The sequence below is a fragment of the Vibrio sp. 10N.261.51.F12 genome (assembly GCF_041471725.1).
Classification (GTDB): domain Bacteria; phylum Pseudomonadota; class Gammaproteobacteria; order Enterobacterales; family Vibrionaceae; genus Vibrio.
In genome coordinates, this window is sequence record NZ_JBFROV010000035.1 from 31,056 (window position 1) to 47,622 (window position 16,567).

A 16,567-nucleotide genomic window follows, 5' to 3' on the forward strand; every position below is an offset into this window, starting at 1 on the left:
CTAACTTCCAATGAATAAAGTCCATTTAACTATTTAATATAATGCTATCTTTGCTGTTTTTAATCCATATCCATGGGTAGCTTTTGCGACTTACGATCCCAATTTGTGAAATTCCAATTACAACTATCAAGACTAGGGAAGTAGTACAGGTAAAGCTTGATATACTAGATTAATACCATATAAAAATACAATAAATCAATCTAATAGATTGAATGGTATAGATAGTGCTATAAATTTATAACTTGTTGCAAGCATCACCTTCTGTTGTTAAAATCATAACTTGCTTGCAACCACACCTTCTACTGTCGTTAAAATCATAACCTATATCTATAGCACTCCTTTCGATACTAAATCCCCTTAAAGTACTTAGTTTCACGTTCTACCTTTACTCCATTAGATCAATAGTAATTCCTCTGTTAGACCGACTAATACCAGTTTCGTTTGATGTGGTGTTGGATGTATGCGATCGTCAAAGTTCAAGCTCAGGTCAAAATTGGCCATTCAGGTTTAATGCTCGACATCCCTATATTAATGACAGAACAGGGCGTTTTCGACCCTCTGCTTGAGTACATCGTTAGCCAGTCTCACATCAAAAACCTCCCTTGGATGAACCCTCAATGGTTATGTATCACTAAAGCCAATATTACTTATTTTGACAGTTTTTATCTTAATGAATATTTTATGCCCCTACCGTGGCAGTTTAGATAGTTGATTTAAGAATAATGATTTATAAAACGTACTTAGTTAGTGGAATGGTTCAAGGCCAATTGTACTTACGGCACTATCAAGCAACAAACGAAGCTTCAGCCAGGAATATGGCATTATTAGATGGCTTTTCTCAAGTATCAATTCGCGAAGTATAGAAGAGAACCAAACTAACCACCTATTACTAAAGTTTCCTGATTAGCTTGTACCTAAAATTTGATATTGAAGTGAATGAGCAAAGAGGAACTGATTCTCTGAATAGGTTTTGTCCAAAATCTTCTCAGAACCAGCGAGCGGAACACCTAGCCAGTACGCGACTAGACCAAGCTAATCTAATCCGTACTTTGGTCTCCTATACGGAATTTTTCCGTAGTTCTACCCCGTAACTCTATGTCGATTCACATAAAATGTTGATATCAATTGAGTTTTATAGTGAATGGTAGCAACATAGACGGAATGCAAAGATGGAAAAAGTCCGTCTATAAAGCTACATGGACTCCCTCTTTTGTCAACAATAGCTCGCGCTGACAACAGTGGATCGGACAGCAGCTCTACATTCGGTGTTTAATCGGATTCGTTCCGTCACCCTGATGATATTCGCTTGATGCTGACCTCATTCGTTAGACAGTATTTGCTACTAGCTTTATAGACAGGTTTAAACATCTCGGTCTGATCGTATTGTCATCATTTGCTATTGCTTTGACTCGGTGAGTGTTAACCGTTTACATAGTTAATCTTGTACTCTTTTCCTGTTGTTAATAATGCCCATATGATTCGAGCATTCTTTGCTGCTAGGGCGACAGCTGCTCTTTTATAACCACGTCGTTCAACGAGTTGGTTTAACCAAATGCTGTTGTGGTCGGTCTTCTCTTTGCATCGTGCAATAACGGCTCTTGCGCCATGAATAAGGAGAGTGCGAATGTGTTTTTGCCTCTTTTGCTGATGCGACCAAGATGAACATGACCACCGGTTGAATATTGCCTTGGCACTAACCCGATCCACGCGGCAAATTGCCGGCTAGAGCCAAATTGCTTAGCGTCATTGACGGTCGCGACAATGGTACTTGCACTGTGTTCCCCGACACCAGGGATATTCATAAGAGCCCTTGCTGAAGCCATTTCTCGGACTAATGCTGAGACTCTTCGATCATAGTGTAGGACTTCAAGATTAAGGCTTTGAATCTTGTTCGACAGATCTTGAAGTAGTTCACGAGCCAGCATAGGCAAGCCATTTTCTGCATCTTCGAGGATACTCCCGATAGTGTTTTGGGCCGAGTAGCGGCCTTGTGGCATGACAAGGCCAAATTCAGAGAGTAGCCCTCTGAGTTGGTTGATGGTTGCGGTTCTTGTTTTAATTAACCCCTGACGAATACGATGCAGGCAAAGCACCGCTTGTTGCTCTTCACTTTTTATAGAGACAAATCGTGTTTTGGGTCTAGACACTGCTTCGCAGATAGCCTCAGCATCATTGGCATCGTTCTTCTCATTTTGTCGATACGGAATAACGAATTTGGACGCCATGATTTTAGGGTTATGACCGAGTTTAAGTAACTGCCTTGCCCAGTGGTGCGCACCGGAGCAAGCCTCCATACCGATGAGGCAGGGTGGTAAATTGGCGAATGTGTCTAAGAGTTTGTTTCTTTTAACAGTTTTGCGTAGGACGCACTTGCCATATGCATCAACGCCGTGAATACTGAACACATTCTTGGCGAGGTCAACGCCAATAGTTTGAATGGTGGACATAGTAACCTCCAGTTCTTCAGCGTGTACTGAGTAAGTATGGCACGCAGAGTATCAGGTAGAGGGAGTCCATATCATTCGTTAGGTTTTTAGTTAACCTATTGTGCTTGCATGCAATTTTCAATTGCATTACTGTGTTTTTATACAGTTTGCGAGCGTGCGGGGATAGCATGGGTATTAAAGGAAATTCTGACGAGATACGTGTAAAAGTTGTCGAAGATAAGAGCAAACCAGATTTGTCGTTTCTTAAGCAGGTGGTTTTGCTTGTACTCGGCTCGTTGATTTTTGTAGGGATAATTGAAGGTTACAAAAGTGACTTGGGCCGAGATAAGGATTTAGTCAAAGAATATTATCGCCCCGTTAAAACCGCGTATACGGTCTGTTCTCCGGCTCATAACTTATTATTCTTAAAATATGGTGAATTAGCAGGCTCTTATCAGCTTTTGTTTGATGAAATGAAGCACATGTTCGAAGTTCCTAACGTCTCTATACAAAGGGATTATCAAGTGTTTCCTATGTCTATTCTAAAATCCAATGGAGCTTTAAAAAAAGAAATAAAATCCTTGGAGAATAAAGTAAAGGAATGTCGAGTAAAAGTTTACAGTAGCTATGAAGAACTAGCATTAGTTACTGGAACATTCAATGAGTATGAGAAATTATCAATAGTACATTTTGGAACTATAAATAATCAGCATGCGAAATTGAAAGAATCAATACCTCGAGAGTTTAAGGATATGAACCCACAAGACCTAGTGGTAATGATGAGAGAGCTTTTTACTATGGATTTATCGAACGAAGAGAATCGAACCATATTGCTTGAAAGGGTTGATAAAATAGCTAAACCAGTCATAGAGTATGAGATGGAAAAAATGAAGTCAGAACAAGCAATGTTTATGGAAAACCAACGGTTTCATAAGTCTCTAAACAAGGTGTTCTTGAATGAAATTAGCAGAAGAAACTCTCAAGGTTTTCTATCATGGCTGGTATAAAAATATAACAAAGCAATCAAGGTGATACGTTACACTCGGCGGTTTTGGTTTTGGTTTTGGTTTTGGTTTTGGTTTTGGTTTGGAGTTCGGTGCGCTTTGCTGTTTCAGTGGGGCACACCTTATTGCAGGCGTTATGTGTAGTAAGCAATATGGAGTTATGAGTGAGTAAATGTGTTGTAGAGTATGACGTTAATTTAGAAAGTGATATTCAACTATCGTTTTCTATGGATAAATGTACGGTCGAAACAATAACTGGATCGGATGAAACCAGCTCTCAACTAAAGGTTACTATTGAATACGACAGCAAGGCATATGAGGCTTTAAGTGATGCCCCAATTTTTACTCGATCTAGTTATTTAAGCATTTTAGGAATCACTTCCTTTATTGTTGATGAACCATTTGATGTGTTTGGTCCATCTAGTAGAAAAATGGTAGTAGCTGACGACTGGGAATTGTCTGTCGATAATAATTTCTTTAAAGGCGGGATTGACTATTCATCTAATTTGCAAGAGCTATTAGATAAACTCGACAGTTTAAGACAACACGACAAAGAGCTTATGTTTTCGCTCTTAGATCGCTGGAGAAAAGCTAGATTCTTGGAAAAAGATACTGAAGAAAGTCTTTTATATAATGATGAAGCGACATTATCTTACTTCCATGTATTAGAGCTCCTTGGAGACCTGTCATCTAAAAAATTATTGAATGAATCGAAAGTGTTAATGGAGAGTTTTTGTCAAAAATATAACGAAGAAATACTTTCATTATCAGGTGTCGCATTAGATAGTGAAACATCCGCTAAAGCAAAATTAATGTCCTCTGTTTTGGATAAAGATATTTCAGTATTTGCAAAAATTTCTTATTCGCTAAAAAGATATAATCTTTTCGATGAAAAAACGTCTTATTGGACGAAGATATTAATTGAAGCGAGAAACTCTGTAGCTCACGGAAGGCGAGTATTTTACGACAAAGCTATTTATCCAGTACAACCATTTTTCCCTTTAGCATCGAATGATATGTACCCATTGGAGTTTCTACGAATTTTTACTGCAAAAGTTATTTCATCTCATTTTGAGATCTCTCTATATGACAATGAATGGGTTCATGTGCATGAGCACCTGAACTATGGAGAGCAAGCTACGAAAATAGTCTTAAACGCTGGACAGTTTGAGGATCCGAATCAAATGTCAGATTTGAGTTCATCTATTGTGTTTGGCGGACTTAATGAACTTATACTTTCCAAAAAAATAAAAGTAGCAACTTGCATTGACTTGTACACGTTCTATCTGAATTCTGACATTGAGTTCAATCAATTCATGCTTTCAAATGTATGCGCTTTACTAGTGTTATTGGAATCAACTCAAGAGCAAAGCTTGATTGATACCATTACAAATGCCATAAGTTTAATGAATGCAAATGAGGATACATCACACGTAAAGTTCAGAGACTTGATTTACTATCTTGACTTTCATGGTTTTCAAACAGAAAATTTAGTGAACTTAGAGGTGTTGCGATAGCTACACATAACAAGCGCTTTAAACGGAACAAAAACAGTTGGTTAGGTTCCGCTTCGCTCCACATTATAACCAACAATTTTTGTCCGCTTAAGCGGGCGTTAGGTCTAAGGAGAGACTATGACAATATCATCAGGAATAGCTTTATTTGTTGCAATGGCTCTATCTGCAGCAATTCCCGGACCTAGTGTCCTTGCCGTGGTATCTAGGTCTATAGCATATGGTTCGGTACAAGGGCTACTGGTTGTTGTTGGAGTATTGGTTGCTGATTATATTTTCATATTTTTAGCGATATCAGGTCTATCTCTAGTTGCAAGCTTGATGGGTGAGTTTGCCATCCTAATTAAATACGTGGGAGTGGCTTACCTTTTATGGTTGGCTTATGTTACTTGGACTTCTGAAGTCCCAGATTTGGGTGCTAAAGAAACGAAAGCAAGTATAAAATCATCGAGCTTAATCACGGGAATGATCATGACTCTATCTAACCCGAAAGCAATTGTGTTTTATATGGGGTTCTTCCCTGCTTTTGTTGATTTAACTGCTCTAACTGCAATCGACGTCGTCAGCATACTGCTTCTGTCTACGATATCCGTGGGCGGCATTTTAGCAGCTTATGCATGTACTGCTTCAAAAGCTAGCTTCATGTTTAAGGGGCATATTGCTAGAAAGCGATTAAACAAACTTTCAGGTGGCTTCTTAGCTACTTGTGGTGTCATGTTGGCGGCAAAGACCTAACAAGCAATTTAAGCAGACTGTCAACGCTTGGCATTTTCAGCTTGGTTTAGCTTCAGTGATTTCGGTGTTTAGTTTGTGTGTATTGGTAGCGTTGTCAGCTACTTAATTGGGCTACATGGACTCCCTCTTTTGTCAACAATAGCTCCCGCTGACAATGGGATTAAAAGGACACACACCAAAAGTATGAAATTAGTTTGATTTTGTCCAATTCGCCGACTCACCAACAATCCCATTAAAAGAGAACTGCTAAGTTATTTAAAACCTTCATAGCGGACCTCATTTTGACAACAGCCAGAAAACAGCTTATTTCCGTGGATGCGACTTCGTATTACCACTGTGTATCACGTTGTGTGAGGCGCAGTTTTTTGTGCGGCGATGACCCGCTCACCAACACGAGCTACGAACATCGAAGAGAGTGGATAGAGCGAAAAATTCACGCTCTGACGGAGGTATACTGCATCGATGTTTGCGCCTACGCCATCATGAGTAATCACTACCACCTGGTGCTTCATATCAATAAAGACAAAGCGTTAGCATTGTCACTGCATGAAGTGGTCGAACATTGGGGGCGTGCGCATAAATTACCCGTACTCATAGAGCGTTGGCAAAATAAGCAACTCACCAATCAAGCCGAGGAAGACAAGTGTCTTAAGCTCATTGACGTATGGCGAGAAAGGCTGTGGAGCTTAAGTTGGTTCATGAAAGAGCTCAATAAGATTTTTATAAGATTCTATCAGTTGGTGGCCTTCAATTACTTTGCTGTTGGTTCCGAACGGATAGCGCGATTGATATACGCTTGCGTCGCTCTTTTGTCCTTGTCGTTAAGAAGCCAACCACCGTGATCTTCGTAGAACTTGATCAATTCCTTGTTACGGAAGAAACACCAAGCGATTAGCCCGATAATCATCACGAACGTGGTAATGGCAAGAAGCCAAATCACCGCCCCAATTGCCGCCCCTTTCCAGTTGCCGCGCAGAATGTCAGGCATGAACCCGAAAAAGAACGTTGTCCAAGAAAAGCCGCATTTGACCTCTTTAGTTGCGCCGCTAAATTCATTTAAAAAAGAAACTCGCATAGTTAAGCCCCGAAGATGGAGAAAAAGTTTAGTGATACATACAGCGCGGTCATTAGCGCCACGTTTAGCAAAATCAGTTGGATGGCGGTCATTACTTCCAAAGTCCTGTGTGATAGAAAAATTCAAGATAGAGGCTAAAAGCCTTGTAAGCTTCACCGTCCAATTGATACCAATCAGCCCCCACCCCGGCAATAGCTAAACAGACAATCAATAAGCCGTTTTTCATGTTGGTAAAACCGTTGTTGTTTTCGTTTGGGTAATTATGGCGAGGAATGTGTAAACACTCGAATTAGGTATTATTTAGATCTACTATAGATGGGAAGATTAAAAGGACACACACCAAAAGTACCCAGATCAGCATCGATGTTTGCGCCTACGCCATCATGAGTAATCACTATCACCTGGTGCTTCATATCAATAAAGACAAAGCGTTAGCATTGTCACTGCATGAAGTGGTCGAGCATTGGGGACGTGAGCATAAATTACCCGTACTCATAGAGCGTTGGCAAAATAAGGAACCCACCAATCAAGCAGAGGAAGACAAGTGTCTTGAGCTCATTGAAGTGTGGCGAGAAAGGCTGTGGAGCTTAAGTTGGTTCATGAAAGAGCTCAATTACGATATAGCGTGTAGGGCGAATCGAGAAGATAATTGTACAGGGCACTTTTGGGAAAGCCGCTTCAAAAGCCAAGCGTTGCTTGATGAAAAAGCCCTTGCTGCCGCAATGGCGTATGTCGACTTGAATCCCATTCGAGCCGGTATTGCCACAACCCCATGTTTACACCCTTTTATCGGCAATCCGACGAATGAAATGCTAGATGGAATTCCGTTTCGGCTCATCGACTACATTGAGTTAGTAGACTGGACTGCACGTCTATTTCGCGAAGGCAAAGCCAGTATGGATGCTAATCAACCCGCTATTTTGGCGCGTTTGAATTTCAATCAGAAGAGTTGGTTAACGGTATGTAGCGCGTTAGAAAAAAACACGTTCGACAGCGGTTGGGCGTCACGTTCATACAGTTCAAGCTAAGGCTGCCTTAAAAAAGAGAAGGATGCACATCTATCAACTAGAGTAAGCACCACTTTTACCGCAGCTTCGACCCATAGGTCAGTGGAAATGCTGGATACTGTCGTTCGTCCAATTCCTGAACGTAAGTAACGTCTTTTAAGAAACCAGACAGCTTCACCGAAATAGATTGAAGAAAGCAAAAGTATGGAGTTAATTATCGCTTTGAATACGGGAGTGCTTTAGATTTCTTTTTTAGGTGTGTGTCCTTTATAAGATTCTCTCTGATGAAGGTAAAGATTATAAAAGGACACACACCAAAAACACTAAGCTAAGAATACGAGTGGAGTCAATGGCTGTGGTTTTTCTGCCAAAAACAAAAAAGCGCCCCTAAGGCCGCTTTCGAATCAAACTAAGTTAGCTAGAAAAGCTTACCCAGAGAAAGATACTGTTACGTCAGTGTATTGAGCAGGCTCAGAGTAGATGTCAGTCTGAGAATACTTAACTTTGCTGAAGTCAATCGAGTCAACGTCAACTTTACGGATTGTTGGGTTATCGATTGTGCGGTAGTAGTAGTCGTTGTTCTCTAGGTCAACAACGTTGCCGTAACCAACCATTTGTGGGTCAGGGCTAACGAATTCCCAGTACATAGAGCCAGTTACGATTTCCATGTCATTCAGGATAGAGAACGCACGAGCTAGACCGTCTTCGCGTGAATCGCCAGCTTTAGGGTTACGCTTGAACTCACTGTTAAGTACAGCGATACGAGAGAAGCGACCAGTAGGGCTTGAATCAAGCTTGTCGAAAGTTTCAAGGTCTACAGCAAGGCGAGTGCCTGCATCTTTGATAGCTTTGTTAGCTGCTTCTAGTTGAACAGGGTAGCTCGGGTCATTTGTCATAACACCTAGCTCGTTCTCGTAGAAAGTTGGTTTGCCATCGCCAGTTGTGTATTCAACCACTACAGCACGGTCAGTATCACGAAGTGCAAAGTGCATCGGGATATCCATGTCGTGCGCTACAGCGATTGTAGTGTGTGAAACTAGAGTACCTTCAAGAAGTTTAACCGCTTCATCAACTGTCTTAGCGTTAGAAAGTACGTGGCTTACTACTTCAAGGTAGTTCACATCGCCTTCGCCTTCTGGAAGAAGCGTAGACTCACCAAGAGCAAGTGCTTCAACGTTCAAGCCGTGTTCGTTAAGACCTGAAGAAATCCACTCTGTATCACCGTGTTGCATACCAACGAAACCGTAGTCACCAGACTTGCCGTTGATTACGTGGTTTTGTGGGAACACTGTGAAGCGTTCTTGCATGAAGTCAGGAGCTTCCATTGAACGAGAAACGAATGCTTTACCGTCTACTTCGAATGTTGCGTATGAACATGCGTTGGCTACTTGGATAGTACCGAAAGTTGCTGCTGCCATTGTGAGAGCTAATAGTGTTTTTTTCATCTTGATATCCTGTTGTGTTTGCAGCCAACACTTGTTGTTCATCGCTGGCTTGTCTTTGTTGGGGCTATTATGACCACAACAAACAAACACAAAAACTCACATGATGCACCTTTTGGTTGTCTATGGTATTTGAACAATTTTGCTCCAATGCAGTAAAGATTTCTAACCAAGTCTTTTGGTTAAAGTTTAGCCTTTCTAAAATTGGAGGTAATTTGAAGCGATTGATGTTTTACCGTTTCGTAACAGGATTAAAAGGACACACACCAAAAGTACTATAGGGTAAAAGTACCTCTTGAAATTTTCTGATAAGAGTTATCGCTTAGTAATCTGGGCAAGTATGCCGCTGTAAAACTCTTACAACAGGTGCTCTCGAAGCTCCTTTTCAATCATTTCGCTGATCATTGTTGAGTAATTACAATTCTTGGTATCGAGATGGCGCATTAACCACACATCTTGTTGCAATGTTCGTTTCGGTAATATTGGCACCAACCCCGAATTCTCCGCAACAAAACAAGGAAGCGCGACAACCCCCAGTCCCTCCATGGCTGCCAATAGTTGTGAGTGCATGTTGTCAAAAGACAAGATAGGAGCGGCACCTTGGGTAAGTTCTTGTATCCACTGCGCTAAAAAGGTGTACTGAAGGTTTCGGTCCCAACCGATTATACGAAGACTCTGTAAATCGATGACCTCAGTATGTTTTGTTAAATTGGCAAGGTAATCCTTGCTGCAATAAAGTCCATACTTCAGTTGGCCAAGACGTCGGACTATGTAGCGTCCACTTTCTGGCCGTACAAGTCGCAGAATAATATCGGCTTCACGGCGAGAGAATTCAACAGGAACGACGCTAGTTGATAGTTCTAGTTGTAAGTCTGAATATTCCAATTGTAAAGCAGCGAGTTTCGATTGGAGCAGCTGTTGTCCAATTAGCTCGGGTAATGCGATACGAAATAGTGATTGCTGCCCTTGGTCATTGTAACGCTCCATGGCGGTTAAATGCTCTTCCGCTTTTTCAGCCAAAGAAAAATAGCGCTCTCCAACTTGAGTAAGAGTATAGCCATCGCTATCTCGGGAAAAAAGAGTCGCATTGAGGCTTCTCTCCAGTTCCACGGCTCTACGGTGCACGGTCGATACGCTGATACCAAGCAGTTTTGCACTACGGCTTAACCCACCGGTTCGTCCAATGGCTAACAAAATCTTAGTATCTTCCCAGTTCATACCTTTCCATATTTAAAAAACGCGTTTGCAGTAAACACTATAGTAACCACGACGATTAAATTTATACAATCTATTACATGAATGGGTATTGAAGTCCATTCAATGAAACAGCAGTTACTGGAGATTCAAGAAGTGAGACTTATTAATACCAACAGCTCGAAACGGCCGAATGGACATTACAGTCAAGCAACTTTAATTGGCAATACGTTGTATCTATCAGCCCAACTTCCGGATACAACGTACTCTGATCAAAGTAAAGATATTGAACAACAAGTCGAAAGGCAAACACGGTCTATCTTAGACAACATTACTACAATAGCCCAATCAGCTGGGGCGACAAGAAACAGTATCGCTTTAGTACGTTTTTATTCTACTGATATAAAACTCTGGCCAATAATAGATCAAGCCTTTTCCGATTATATGGGCGACCATAAACCTGCCAGAGCCGTAATATGTGTTGCTGCAATTAAACACGGTTACCTAGTTATGGCGGAAGCTATCGCCGAGATCAAACCAATAGCCGAGGAACAGGGTCATGGTCACTATTTATATCGTTGATGCATTTACCACTAAACCAAACACAGGAAATCGAGCGGGGGTTGTTCTAGATGCCGATCGCCTAACAACTCAAGAGATGCAAGATATAGCCGCGTTTACAGGTTATTCCGAAACCGCCTTTGTTTTATCACCCTGTGACCAAACCCATGACATTCATATTCGATACTTTACGCCTAAAAAAGAAGTACCGATATGCGGGCACGCAACCATCGCCACTCATTTTTTACGAGCCACTTTAGGCCACGAATCTGACTACCCATTAATTGCTAAAACAAAAGCAGGCCACTTGCCCGTCTCGATCTCTGAAAATCCAAAAGGATTACTCATAAAAATGACTCAAGGACAGGTAAAGTTTCAATCACCTTTTGATTCAACTCAACGAAGCGAAATCGCAACTGCACTGGGCATAAGTGAGAATGATTTTTGCGACTTACCTATCCAAGTTGTTACTACGGGCCATTCCAAAGTTATGGTGCCAATGCTGAGCAGAAAAAGACTTGATGGATTAGTTCCGAACAATGAAAAACTAAAAGCGCTCAGCGCTACAATTGATTGCAATGGGTTCTTCCCATTTGTCTTAGAAGGCAGTAGGAAAGCCCCTGTTACTTTTGGGCGAATGTTCGCACCTGCCATTGGCATAAATGAAGATCCTGTAACGGGTAATGCGAATGGCCCTGCGGGAGCGTACCTTGTTCACCATGACTTAATTGAATGCGAGTCAGAAGCTTGTTATTGGGGATATCAAGGCCTTGCGATGGATAGCCCTGGTCGAGTTCTAGTGACGGTTGAGAAAGCACAATCAATGCTACACATCAGCATTGCAGGGCAGGCAGTTTTAGTTGGAAAAAGAGAGATGGTTCTTTAGTAGACAGCAGACCATTTCCTACTGATCTTACAAATATCGAGAGAAGATCATCCTATTGAAAAACTAATTTTCAATGTGTTGGAACATCATCAACGTTGCTGTTTGGAGTCAGAGAAAATAGGAACTAAATCGTTTTGCCCCATTCCTGCAGAGATACCGCTCGCCAGTGAACCGCAGCATTGCTTTTCTTATTGAAGCTAGGATCTGGCTCTATTCAATTCGCCCCCTGTTAATAAACGAAACGCTTGCGGATGACTGGCTGGGGGCAAGTCGCCGATTTCAACTGACTGAATGAGTTTCAGCCCAGTCGGGTAATAAAGGTTTGCTCATCATCCACAAAAGCCACAAAGCCGCCGTGATAGATAAACACCCGACCACGCCCCTCAACTAGGCAGGCAAGCTGTGGGTTCAAATCTTCTTCGTTGTCCTGACTTTGAAAGGTGCCAGTATCGGTGATTACGCCGCGGAGTGTAGGCAAATATCCATAAGTGCGCTTGGCTTGATCAATCAGGTTCAATTCGCTGGTGGTAGAGAAGCAAGAGGGGATCGTACCGGCTTCTTCTATAAACAGAGTTTTCAGTTCTTCAAAAGCGGTAATCACCAGCCAGTCGATGCCGTTAACATGATGGATAAACATAGAGGTTCTCGATAATTTTGATGCGGAGATTTTATCACTATTCAGAGGAGAAGGTAGTAGAGATTGAGTGGCTAAAGGCGGTAATTCTGTGTTATTTCCGAGCATTCACTAGGTCAACTTGAAACACGTTCATGCCTCATTGTCATCAAGCGAGTTTCGGTAACACTTCATTCGCGACATATTTTTCAATATATCGCCAAATGTGGACCCCTTAACAGTCAGTGCAAGGTTAAGGGGCATCAATCGTAAGTGATGGTTTTATCTTATTGTTATCTAGTCACTTTATTTTGTTACAGAAAATAATCTAATATTATATTGAGCGATCGTTCAAATTCTTTCTTGTTTCCACTATAGTTGATGGGGTCAACAGCTCACAACAAGGAAAAGTTATGAATCAAAAGAACGAATCTCAATCAACACCAACTAGATCTATCCCTCAAGAAGCATTTGATTGGTATGACGAATATGCGCACGGTCTAATTGATCGAAGAGAATTTATGGCTCGTCTATCAGGCTTAGCTGTGCTTGGCTTGACCATGACAACACTAACCTCTGCACTGATCCCTAACTATGCGAAAGCAGAACAGGTCTCTTTTAATGATCCTTCCATCAAAGCCACCTACGAGACGTTTCCTTCACCTAAAGGGTACGGAGAAGGTCGTGGTTACTTAGTTGTACCAAATGAGCTGGTGGGTAATGCACCTGTTGTATTAGTTGTTCATGAAAATAGGGGCTTAAATCCATATATTAAGGATGTAGCAAGACGGTTGGCGGCTGCGGGATTTATCGCTTTTGCACCTGACGCACTTTATTCACTTGGAGGCTACCCAGGCAATGATGATGAAGGTCGAGCGATGCAAAAATCGCTATCAAGGGAGCGAATTGAAGAGGACTTTATAGCCGCAGCGAACTTTTTCAAATCTCATGAAAAAAGTAACGGAAAACTAGGCGCTGTCGGATTTTGCTTTGGTGGTTATATCGTCAATATGTTGGCTGCAGTAATGCCAGAGCAGTTAGATGCGGGGGTTCCATTTTATGGTACTCCTGCAGCACCTGATTTAAGAAAGAATGTTAAAGGGCCATTGCTCATCCAATTTGCTGGGATCGATAAACGCGTGAATGCCACTTGGCCCGACTATGAGGCAGAGCTCAAAGAGATTGGTGCTGAATATACAGCTTATACATATGACGGAGTGAATCATGGCTTCCACAACGATTCAACGGGCCGTTACGCTGAAGAAGAAGCGGAGTTGGCATGGGAACGTACTCTTGAGTTCTTTACCAAGCAACTTTCTTAATAGATAACGCTACCGAACTTTTTTCTGCTCAGAACCTATGCAGGGGCACTTCGTAACTCAGAAGTGCCCCAAACTTTGTTACGGCAGACCTAACGCTTAATTCAAGGCGTTACCGTTTGACCTAGTTTTAGTTATGATCGTATTTTACATGGATGGCGGTAGCGATGATTGACTCAATGAAAGGATGCATAAGAGTAATGAAGCAATGCAGTGCCGTTATGTTCTTTATGGCTATACTCAGTGGCTGTACGCCAGATTATCCAGGCTGGAAGCAGAAACAAAGTCACGGATTGATAATCAGTGGTATTGAGGATGAAGTCTCATTTAAAGGCGCGGCAACGGTCTCTTTTCATGGAACTAAACCGGCTGATCTTACGCTGCTTGCGAGGGTACTTTTTGTCACCGATGAGAAAGAGTGCCAATCAAAAATCTATGGCTCTTACCCAAGGATGACGCAACAACGGTCAATCATAGTCAGCGCAGAGCCCACCGTGAGTGGGGATGGTACTCGATATGAATTCTCTTCAGCGCTACCAGTGACGTTTTCTGAAACAGGCGCCACAAAATGCCAGTATGAATTTTCTCAAGTGTATATAACGTACAGTAATCAGTACAGCCCTAAGCCTAAGACACTCTTGAGATTGAAGTTTATGCCAGATGAACAAAGAGAAGAGAAATCACTTTCCGTCTCAGACGCCATAAGTGCTGTTTGTAGCCGCTCTATTGGAAAACAGAATGTGACGGATAAAGATATATTGTTCGGTGGCCTGATTTGTTCTGATAGTCAACTTACCTCGCGCGATCAGTGGCTAAACCGCCAAAACCATGCCGCGTATGAAATTAACTTTATTGAAGGTGATTACTATCAACATGAAAAATGTGAATATAATGAACCTATTCAAGCGTTGATTAAACAAGGTTGGGTAGTTGACCACCATAATAACCAATTTGGTTTGAATCGTTGTGAGGGTTAAACCCTAATCGTTGATTTGAGTATAAACCTATTAGCGTCGATTGAGGTTATTTGTAATACATTCACAATCTTTCTTTAGTAACAGCGATAGGATTCAAGTAAATGAATCCCTAAGTTCTCTAGTGTCATAGTCGTTTATCTAGCGCTATTCTTTTGATTCGACAGAGCCCTAAATATGTTCAATCTACCTTCTCCATAACGAGCGTCCCAGTCGGGCTTATAAACGACAGTCGTTCTAAGTAGGTACGCCTTTCATTAGAGTTCGGCATAAAGTCCCCCCTAAACCTAACGAACGCTCAAAGTCATTAGACTTAGAGCGTTGATAATACAAAGAAACTGATTGAGTTGCGTTAGGTAAAATGACGCTTTGTATATAATTGCCGTTTATTCAAATTAATTAACGCGCTCCTTCTGTTGTCAACTCTTGCTCAGCAACGGACAACATTGCAAACTCTTCTTCGGCTGATGTTGCCACTAAATTTTTACGACTATAGAGTCCATAATATGCACCGCCGATAACAAATAATCCCATAGTCATAAAGAAGGCTGATGGATCAAATGCATAGACGCCAGTCATCGCAACGAGAGATAAAACGAGTGATATCCCTGACGTGAACATTCCTCCTGGTGTTTTATACGGGCGTTCCAGTTCAGGTTGTTTAATGCGCAGTAAAATATGACTCAGTGACATTAATGCATACGATACGGTTGCACCAACAACCGCCATTGCCAGGATGAGGTCGCCTTCACCAGTTAATGACACTAAAAACCCAAAAATACCTGGAACTAACAACGCGCGAGAAGGGACTTTTTTCTTACTCGTGAGAGATAAACTCTGTGGTAAATAACCAGCACGAGAAAGCGCAAACACCAAGCGACTGTAGCCATAAATAATGGAGAAGAATGACGCTACCAAGCCAGCTAAACCAAGTATGTTGACGGCTGTTGCCAGTGTTGAATTGCCCGTTATTTTTAGGGCATCCACTAGAGGGACAGCGCTATCACCGATAACTTGAGACCCGACGGCCCCGGCAAGAAGTACCACGACTAACGTTGCTGTTACTAATAAAAATAGCATCGCACCAATGATACCCTTTGGTACATCTTTCGCTGGGTTCTTCGCTTCTTCTGCTGCCAATGGAACGCCTTCAACCGCTAGGAACAACCACATTGCAAATGGCAACGCAGCCCATACTCCATACCAACCGAAAGGCAATATTTCTGTTGCCTGAGCTGTCGTTGGCGCGATATCAAACAAATTATCAATGTTAAACTCACCAATTAGTGCGCCAGCCGTCATTAAAATTGCCAGCACAGCTAATCCACTGATCACCATCATAACCTTTAGCGCTTCACCAACACCTGCCATGTGAATAGCGATAAAAAGTGCATAGAAAAGTGCGTACACCATAGGGCCATCCATCCCAATGAGTTCATTGACAGCTGAGCCAATAAAAATAACGATAGCGGCGGGTGCGAGCGCGTATTCTATAAGAACCGATAAACCCGTAAAGAAACCACCGGTTGGACCCATTGCTTGACGAGCAAAACTGTAACCGCCTCCAGCGGCAGGAATTGCAGCCGACATTTCTGCTAGCGATAACACTAAGGTTAAGTACATTACCGCCATCGCTATCGCCGCGATTAGGAAACCGCCCCAGCCCGCTTGAGCGATACCAAAGTTCCACCCTGCAAAGTCGCCTGATATAACATAAGACACCCCAAGGCCTGCAAGCAGAATCCAACCTGCGGTACCTCTTTTTAACTGCCTTTTGGCCAGATATTCCTGATGATTAGACATAGTAAATCCTTCTA

14 protein-coding genes and 2 pseudogenes are annotated in these 16,567 nt (G+C 42.0%); 9 read left to right on the forward strand and 7 right to left on the reverse strand.

Annotated features, from left to right (window positions below; genetic code table 11):
* Positions 1 to 456 precede the first annotated feature (456 nt).
* Positions 457 to 708, forward strand: coding sequence for a hypothetical protein (locus AB4405_RS17935; protein WP_372062158.1), 252 nt, complete (start codon positions 457 to 459; stop codon positions 706 to 708).
* Between the two features lie 711 nt (positions 709 to 1,419).
* Here the strand turns inward: AB4405_RS17935 and AB4405_RS17940 are convergent.
* Positions 1,420 to 2,447 (reverse strand): annotated as a pseudogene (locus AB4405_RS17940) (IS110 family transposase).
* Positions 2,448 to 2,614: 167 nt separating this feature from the next.
* Here AB4405_RS17940 and AB4405_RS17945 point away from each other — a divergent pair.
* The 3 genes from AB4405_RS17945 to AB4405_RS17955 all read left to right on the forward strand — a co-directional run bounded on the left by AB4405_RS17945 (position 2,615) and on the right by AB4405_RS17955 (position 5,679).
* The gene (locus tag AB4405_RS17945; RefSeq protein WP_372062159.1) at positions 2,615 to 3,433 is read left to right on the forward strand and encodes a hypothetical protein; all 819 of its coding nucleotides are present in this window, start codon (positions 2,615 to 2,617) and stop codon (positions 3,431 to 3,433) included.
* Between the two features lie 161 nt (positions 3,434 to 3,594).
* Entirely contained in the window at positions 3,595 to 4,947 is a 1,353-nt protein-coding gene (locus tag AB4405_RS17950; RefSeq protein ID WP_372062160.1) for a hypothetical protein, read from the forward strand.
* A gap of 117 nt (positions 4,948 to 5,064) precedes the next feature.
* The gene (locus tag AB4405_RS17955; protein ID WP_372062161.1) at positions 5,065 to 5,679 is read left to right on the forward strand and encodes a LysE family translocator; all 615 of its coding nucleotides are present in this window, start codon (positions 5,065 to 5,067) and stop codon (positions 5,677 to 5,679) included.
* Between the two features lie 751 nt (positions 5,680 to 6,430).
* Here the strand turns inward: AB4405_RS17955 and AB4405_RS17960 are convergent.
* Positions 6,431 to 6,754: a hypothetical protein gene (locus AB4405_RS17960; protein ID WP_372062163.1), complete on the reverse strand. Its 324-nt coding sequence runs from the start codon at positions 6,752 to 6,754 to the stop codon at positions 6,431 to 6,433.
* A gap of 91 nt (positions 6,755 to 6,845) precedes the next feature.
* Positions 6,846 to 6,980 carry a hypothetical protein gene (locus AB4405_RS17965; RefSeq protein ID WP_372062164.1) on the reverse strand — a complete coding sequence of 45 codons (135 nt, stop codon included), beginning with the start codon at positions 6,978 to 6,980 and terminating at the stop codon, positions 6,846 to 6,848.
* 157 nt (positions 6,981 to 7,137) lie between these two features.
* Between AB4405_RS17965 and AB4405_RS17970 the strand changes: the two are divergent.
* Positions 7,138 to 7,828 (forward strand): annotated as a pseudogene (locus AB4405_RS17970) (transposase).
* Between the two features lie 361 nt (positions 7,829 to 8,189).
* Here AB4405_RS17970 and AB4405_RS17975 read toward each other — a convergent pair.
* Both AB4405_RS17975 and AB4405_RS17980 read right to left on the reverse strand, forming a co-directional pair.
* Complete coding sequence (locus AB4405_RS17975) at positions 8,190 to 9,206, reverse strand: linear amide C-N hydrolase (protein ID WP_372062165.1); 1,017 nt, start codon at positions 9,204 to 9,206, stop codon at positions 8,190 to 8,192.
* Between the two features lie 354 nt (positions 9,207 to 9,560).
* Entirely contained in the window at positions 9,561 to 10,421 is an 861-nt protein-coding gene (locus AB4405_RS17980; RefSeq protein ID WP_372062166.1) for a LysR family transcriptional regulator, read from the reverse strand.
* Between the two features lie 102 nt (positions 10,422 to 10,523).
* Here AB4405_RS17980 and AB4405_RS17985 point away from each other — a divergent pair, with 102 nt between their 5' ends.
* On the forward strand, positions 10,524 to 10,979 hold the full coding sequence (locus tag AB4405_RS17985) for a RidA family protein (RefSeq protein WP_372062167.1): 456 nt from the start codon (positions 10,524 to 10,526) through the stop codon (positions 10,977 to 10,979).
* Entirely contained in the window at positions 10,957 to 11,844 is an 888-nt protein-coding gene (locus AB4405_RS17990) for a PhzF family isomerase (RefSeq protein ID WP_372062168.1), read from the forward strand. Before AB4405_RS17985 ends, AB4405_RS17990 begins: the two co-directional genes overlap by 23 nt.
* 298 nt (positions 11,845 to 12,142) lie before the next feature.
* On the opposite strand, the gene AB4405_RS17995 is transcribed toward AB4405_RS17990, so the two are convergent.
* On the reverse strand, positions 12,143 to 12,481 hold the full coding sequence (locus AB4405_RS17995; protein WP_372062169.1) for a cytosolic protein: 339 nt from the start codon (positions 12,479 to 12,481) through the stop codon (positions 12,143 to 12,145).
* Between the two features lie 389 nt (positions 12,482 to 12,870).
* On the opposite strand from AB4405_RS17995, the gene AB4405_RS18000 reads away from it, so the two are divergent.
* Positions 12,871 to 13,779, forward strand: a complete 909-nt coding sequence (locus AB4405_RS18000; RefSeq protein ID WP_372062170.1) for a dienelactone hydrolase family protein — start codon at positions 12,871 to 12,873, stop codon at positions 13,777 to 13,779.
* Positions 13,780 to 13,976: 197 nt separating this feature from the next.
* Positions 13,977 to 14,753, forward strand: coding sequence for a hypothetical protein (locus AB4405_RS18005; protein ID WP_372062171.1), 777 nt, complete (start codon positions 13,977 to 13,979; stop codon positions 14,751 to 14,753).
* Positions 14,754 to 15,149: 396 nt separating this feature from the next.
* Here AB4405_RS18005 and eat read toward each other — a convergent pair whose 3' ends face one another.
* A complete protein-coding gene (eat, locus tag AB4405_RS18010) occupies positions 15,150 to 16,553 on the reverse strand; it encodes an ethanolamine permease (protein ID WP_372062173.1) in 1,404 nt (467 codons plus the stop codon).
* Between the last annotated feature and the right edge of the window lie 14 nt (positions 16,554 to 16,567).

Bases quoted from the DNA above. Each gene is read 5' to 3' on its own strand.
- AB4405_RS18005 (WP_372062171.1), top strand. From the start codon at position 13,977: ATGAAGCAATGCAGTGCCGTTATGTTCTTTATGGCTATACTCAGTGGC.
- AB4405_RS17980 (WP_372062166.1), bottom strand. From the start codon at position 10,421: ATGAACTGGGAAGATACTAAGATTTTGTTAGCCATTGGACGAACCGGT.
- AB4405_RS17955 (WP_372062161.1), top strand. From the start codon at position 5,065: ATGACAATATCATCAGGAATAGCTTTATTTGTTGCAATGGCTCTATCT.
- AB4405_RS17935 (WP_372062158.1), top strand. From the start codon at position 457: ATGTATGCGATCGTCAAAGTTCAAGCTCAGGTCAAAATTGGCCATTCA.
- AB4405_RS17960 (WP_372062163.1), bottom strand. From the start codon at position 6,754: ATGCGAGTTTCTTTTTTAAATGAATTTAGCGGCGCAACTAAAGAGGTC.
- AB4405_RS17945 (WP_372062159.1), top strand. From the start codon at position 2,615: ATGGGTATTAAAGGAAATTCTGACGAGATACGTGTAAAAGTTGTCGAA.
- AB4405_RS17990 (WP_372062168.1), top strand. From the start codon at position 10,957: ATGGTCACTATTTATATCGTTGATGCATTTACCACTAAACCAAACACA.
- eat (WP_372062173.1), bottom strand. From the start codon at position 16,553: ATGTCTAATCATCAGGAATATCTGGCCAAAAGGCAGTTAAAAAGAGGT.
- AB4405_RS17985 (WP_372062167.1), top strand. From the start codon at position 10,524: ATGAAACAGCAGTTACTGGAGATTCAAGAAGTGAGACTTATTAATACC.
- AB4405_RS17995 (WP_372062169.1), bottom strand. From the start codon at position 12,481: ATGTTTATCCATCATGTTAACGGCATCGACTGGCTGGTGATTACCGCT.
- AB4405_RS18000 (WP_372062170.1), top strand. From the start codon at position 12,871: ATGAATCAAAAGAACGAATCTCAATCAACACCAACTAGATCTATCCCT.
- AB4405_RS17965 (WP_372062164.1), bottom strand. From the start codon at position 6,980: ATGAAAAACGGCTTATTGATTGTCTGTTTAGCTATTGCCGGGGTGGGG.
- AB4405_RS17975 (WP_372062165.1), bottom strand. From the start codon at position 9,206: ATGAAAAAAACACTATTAGCTCTCACAATGGCAGCAGCAACTTTCGGT.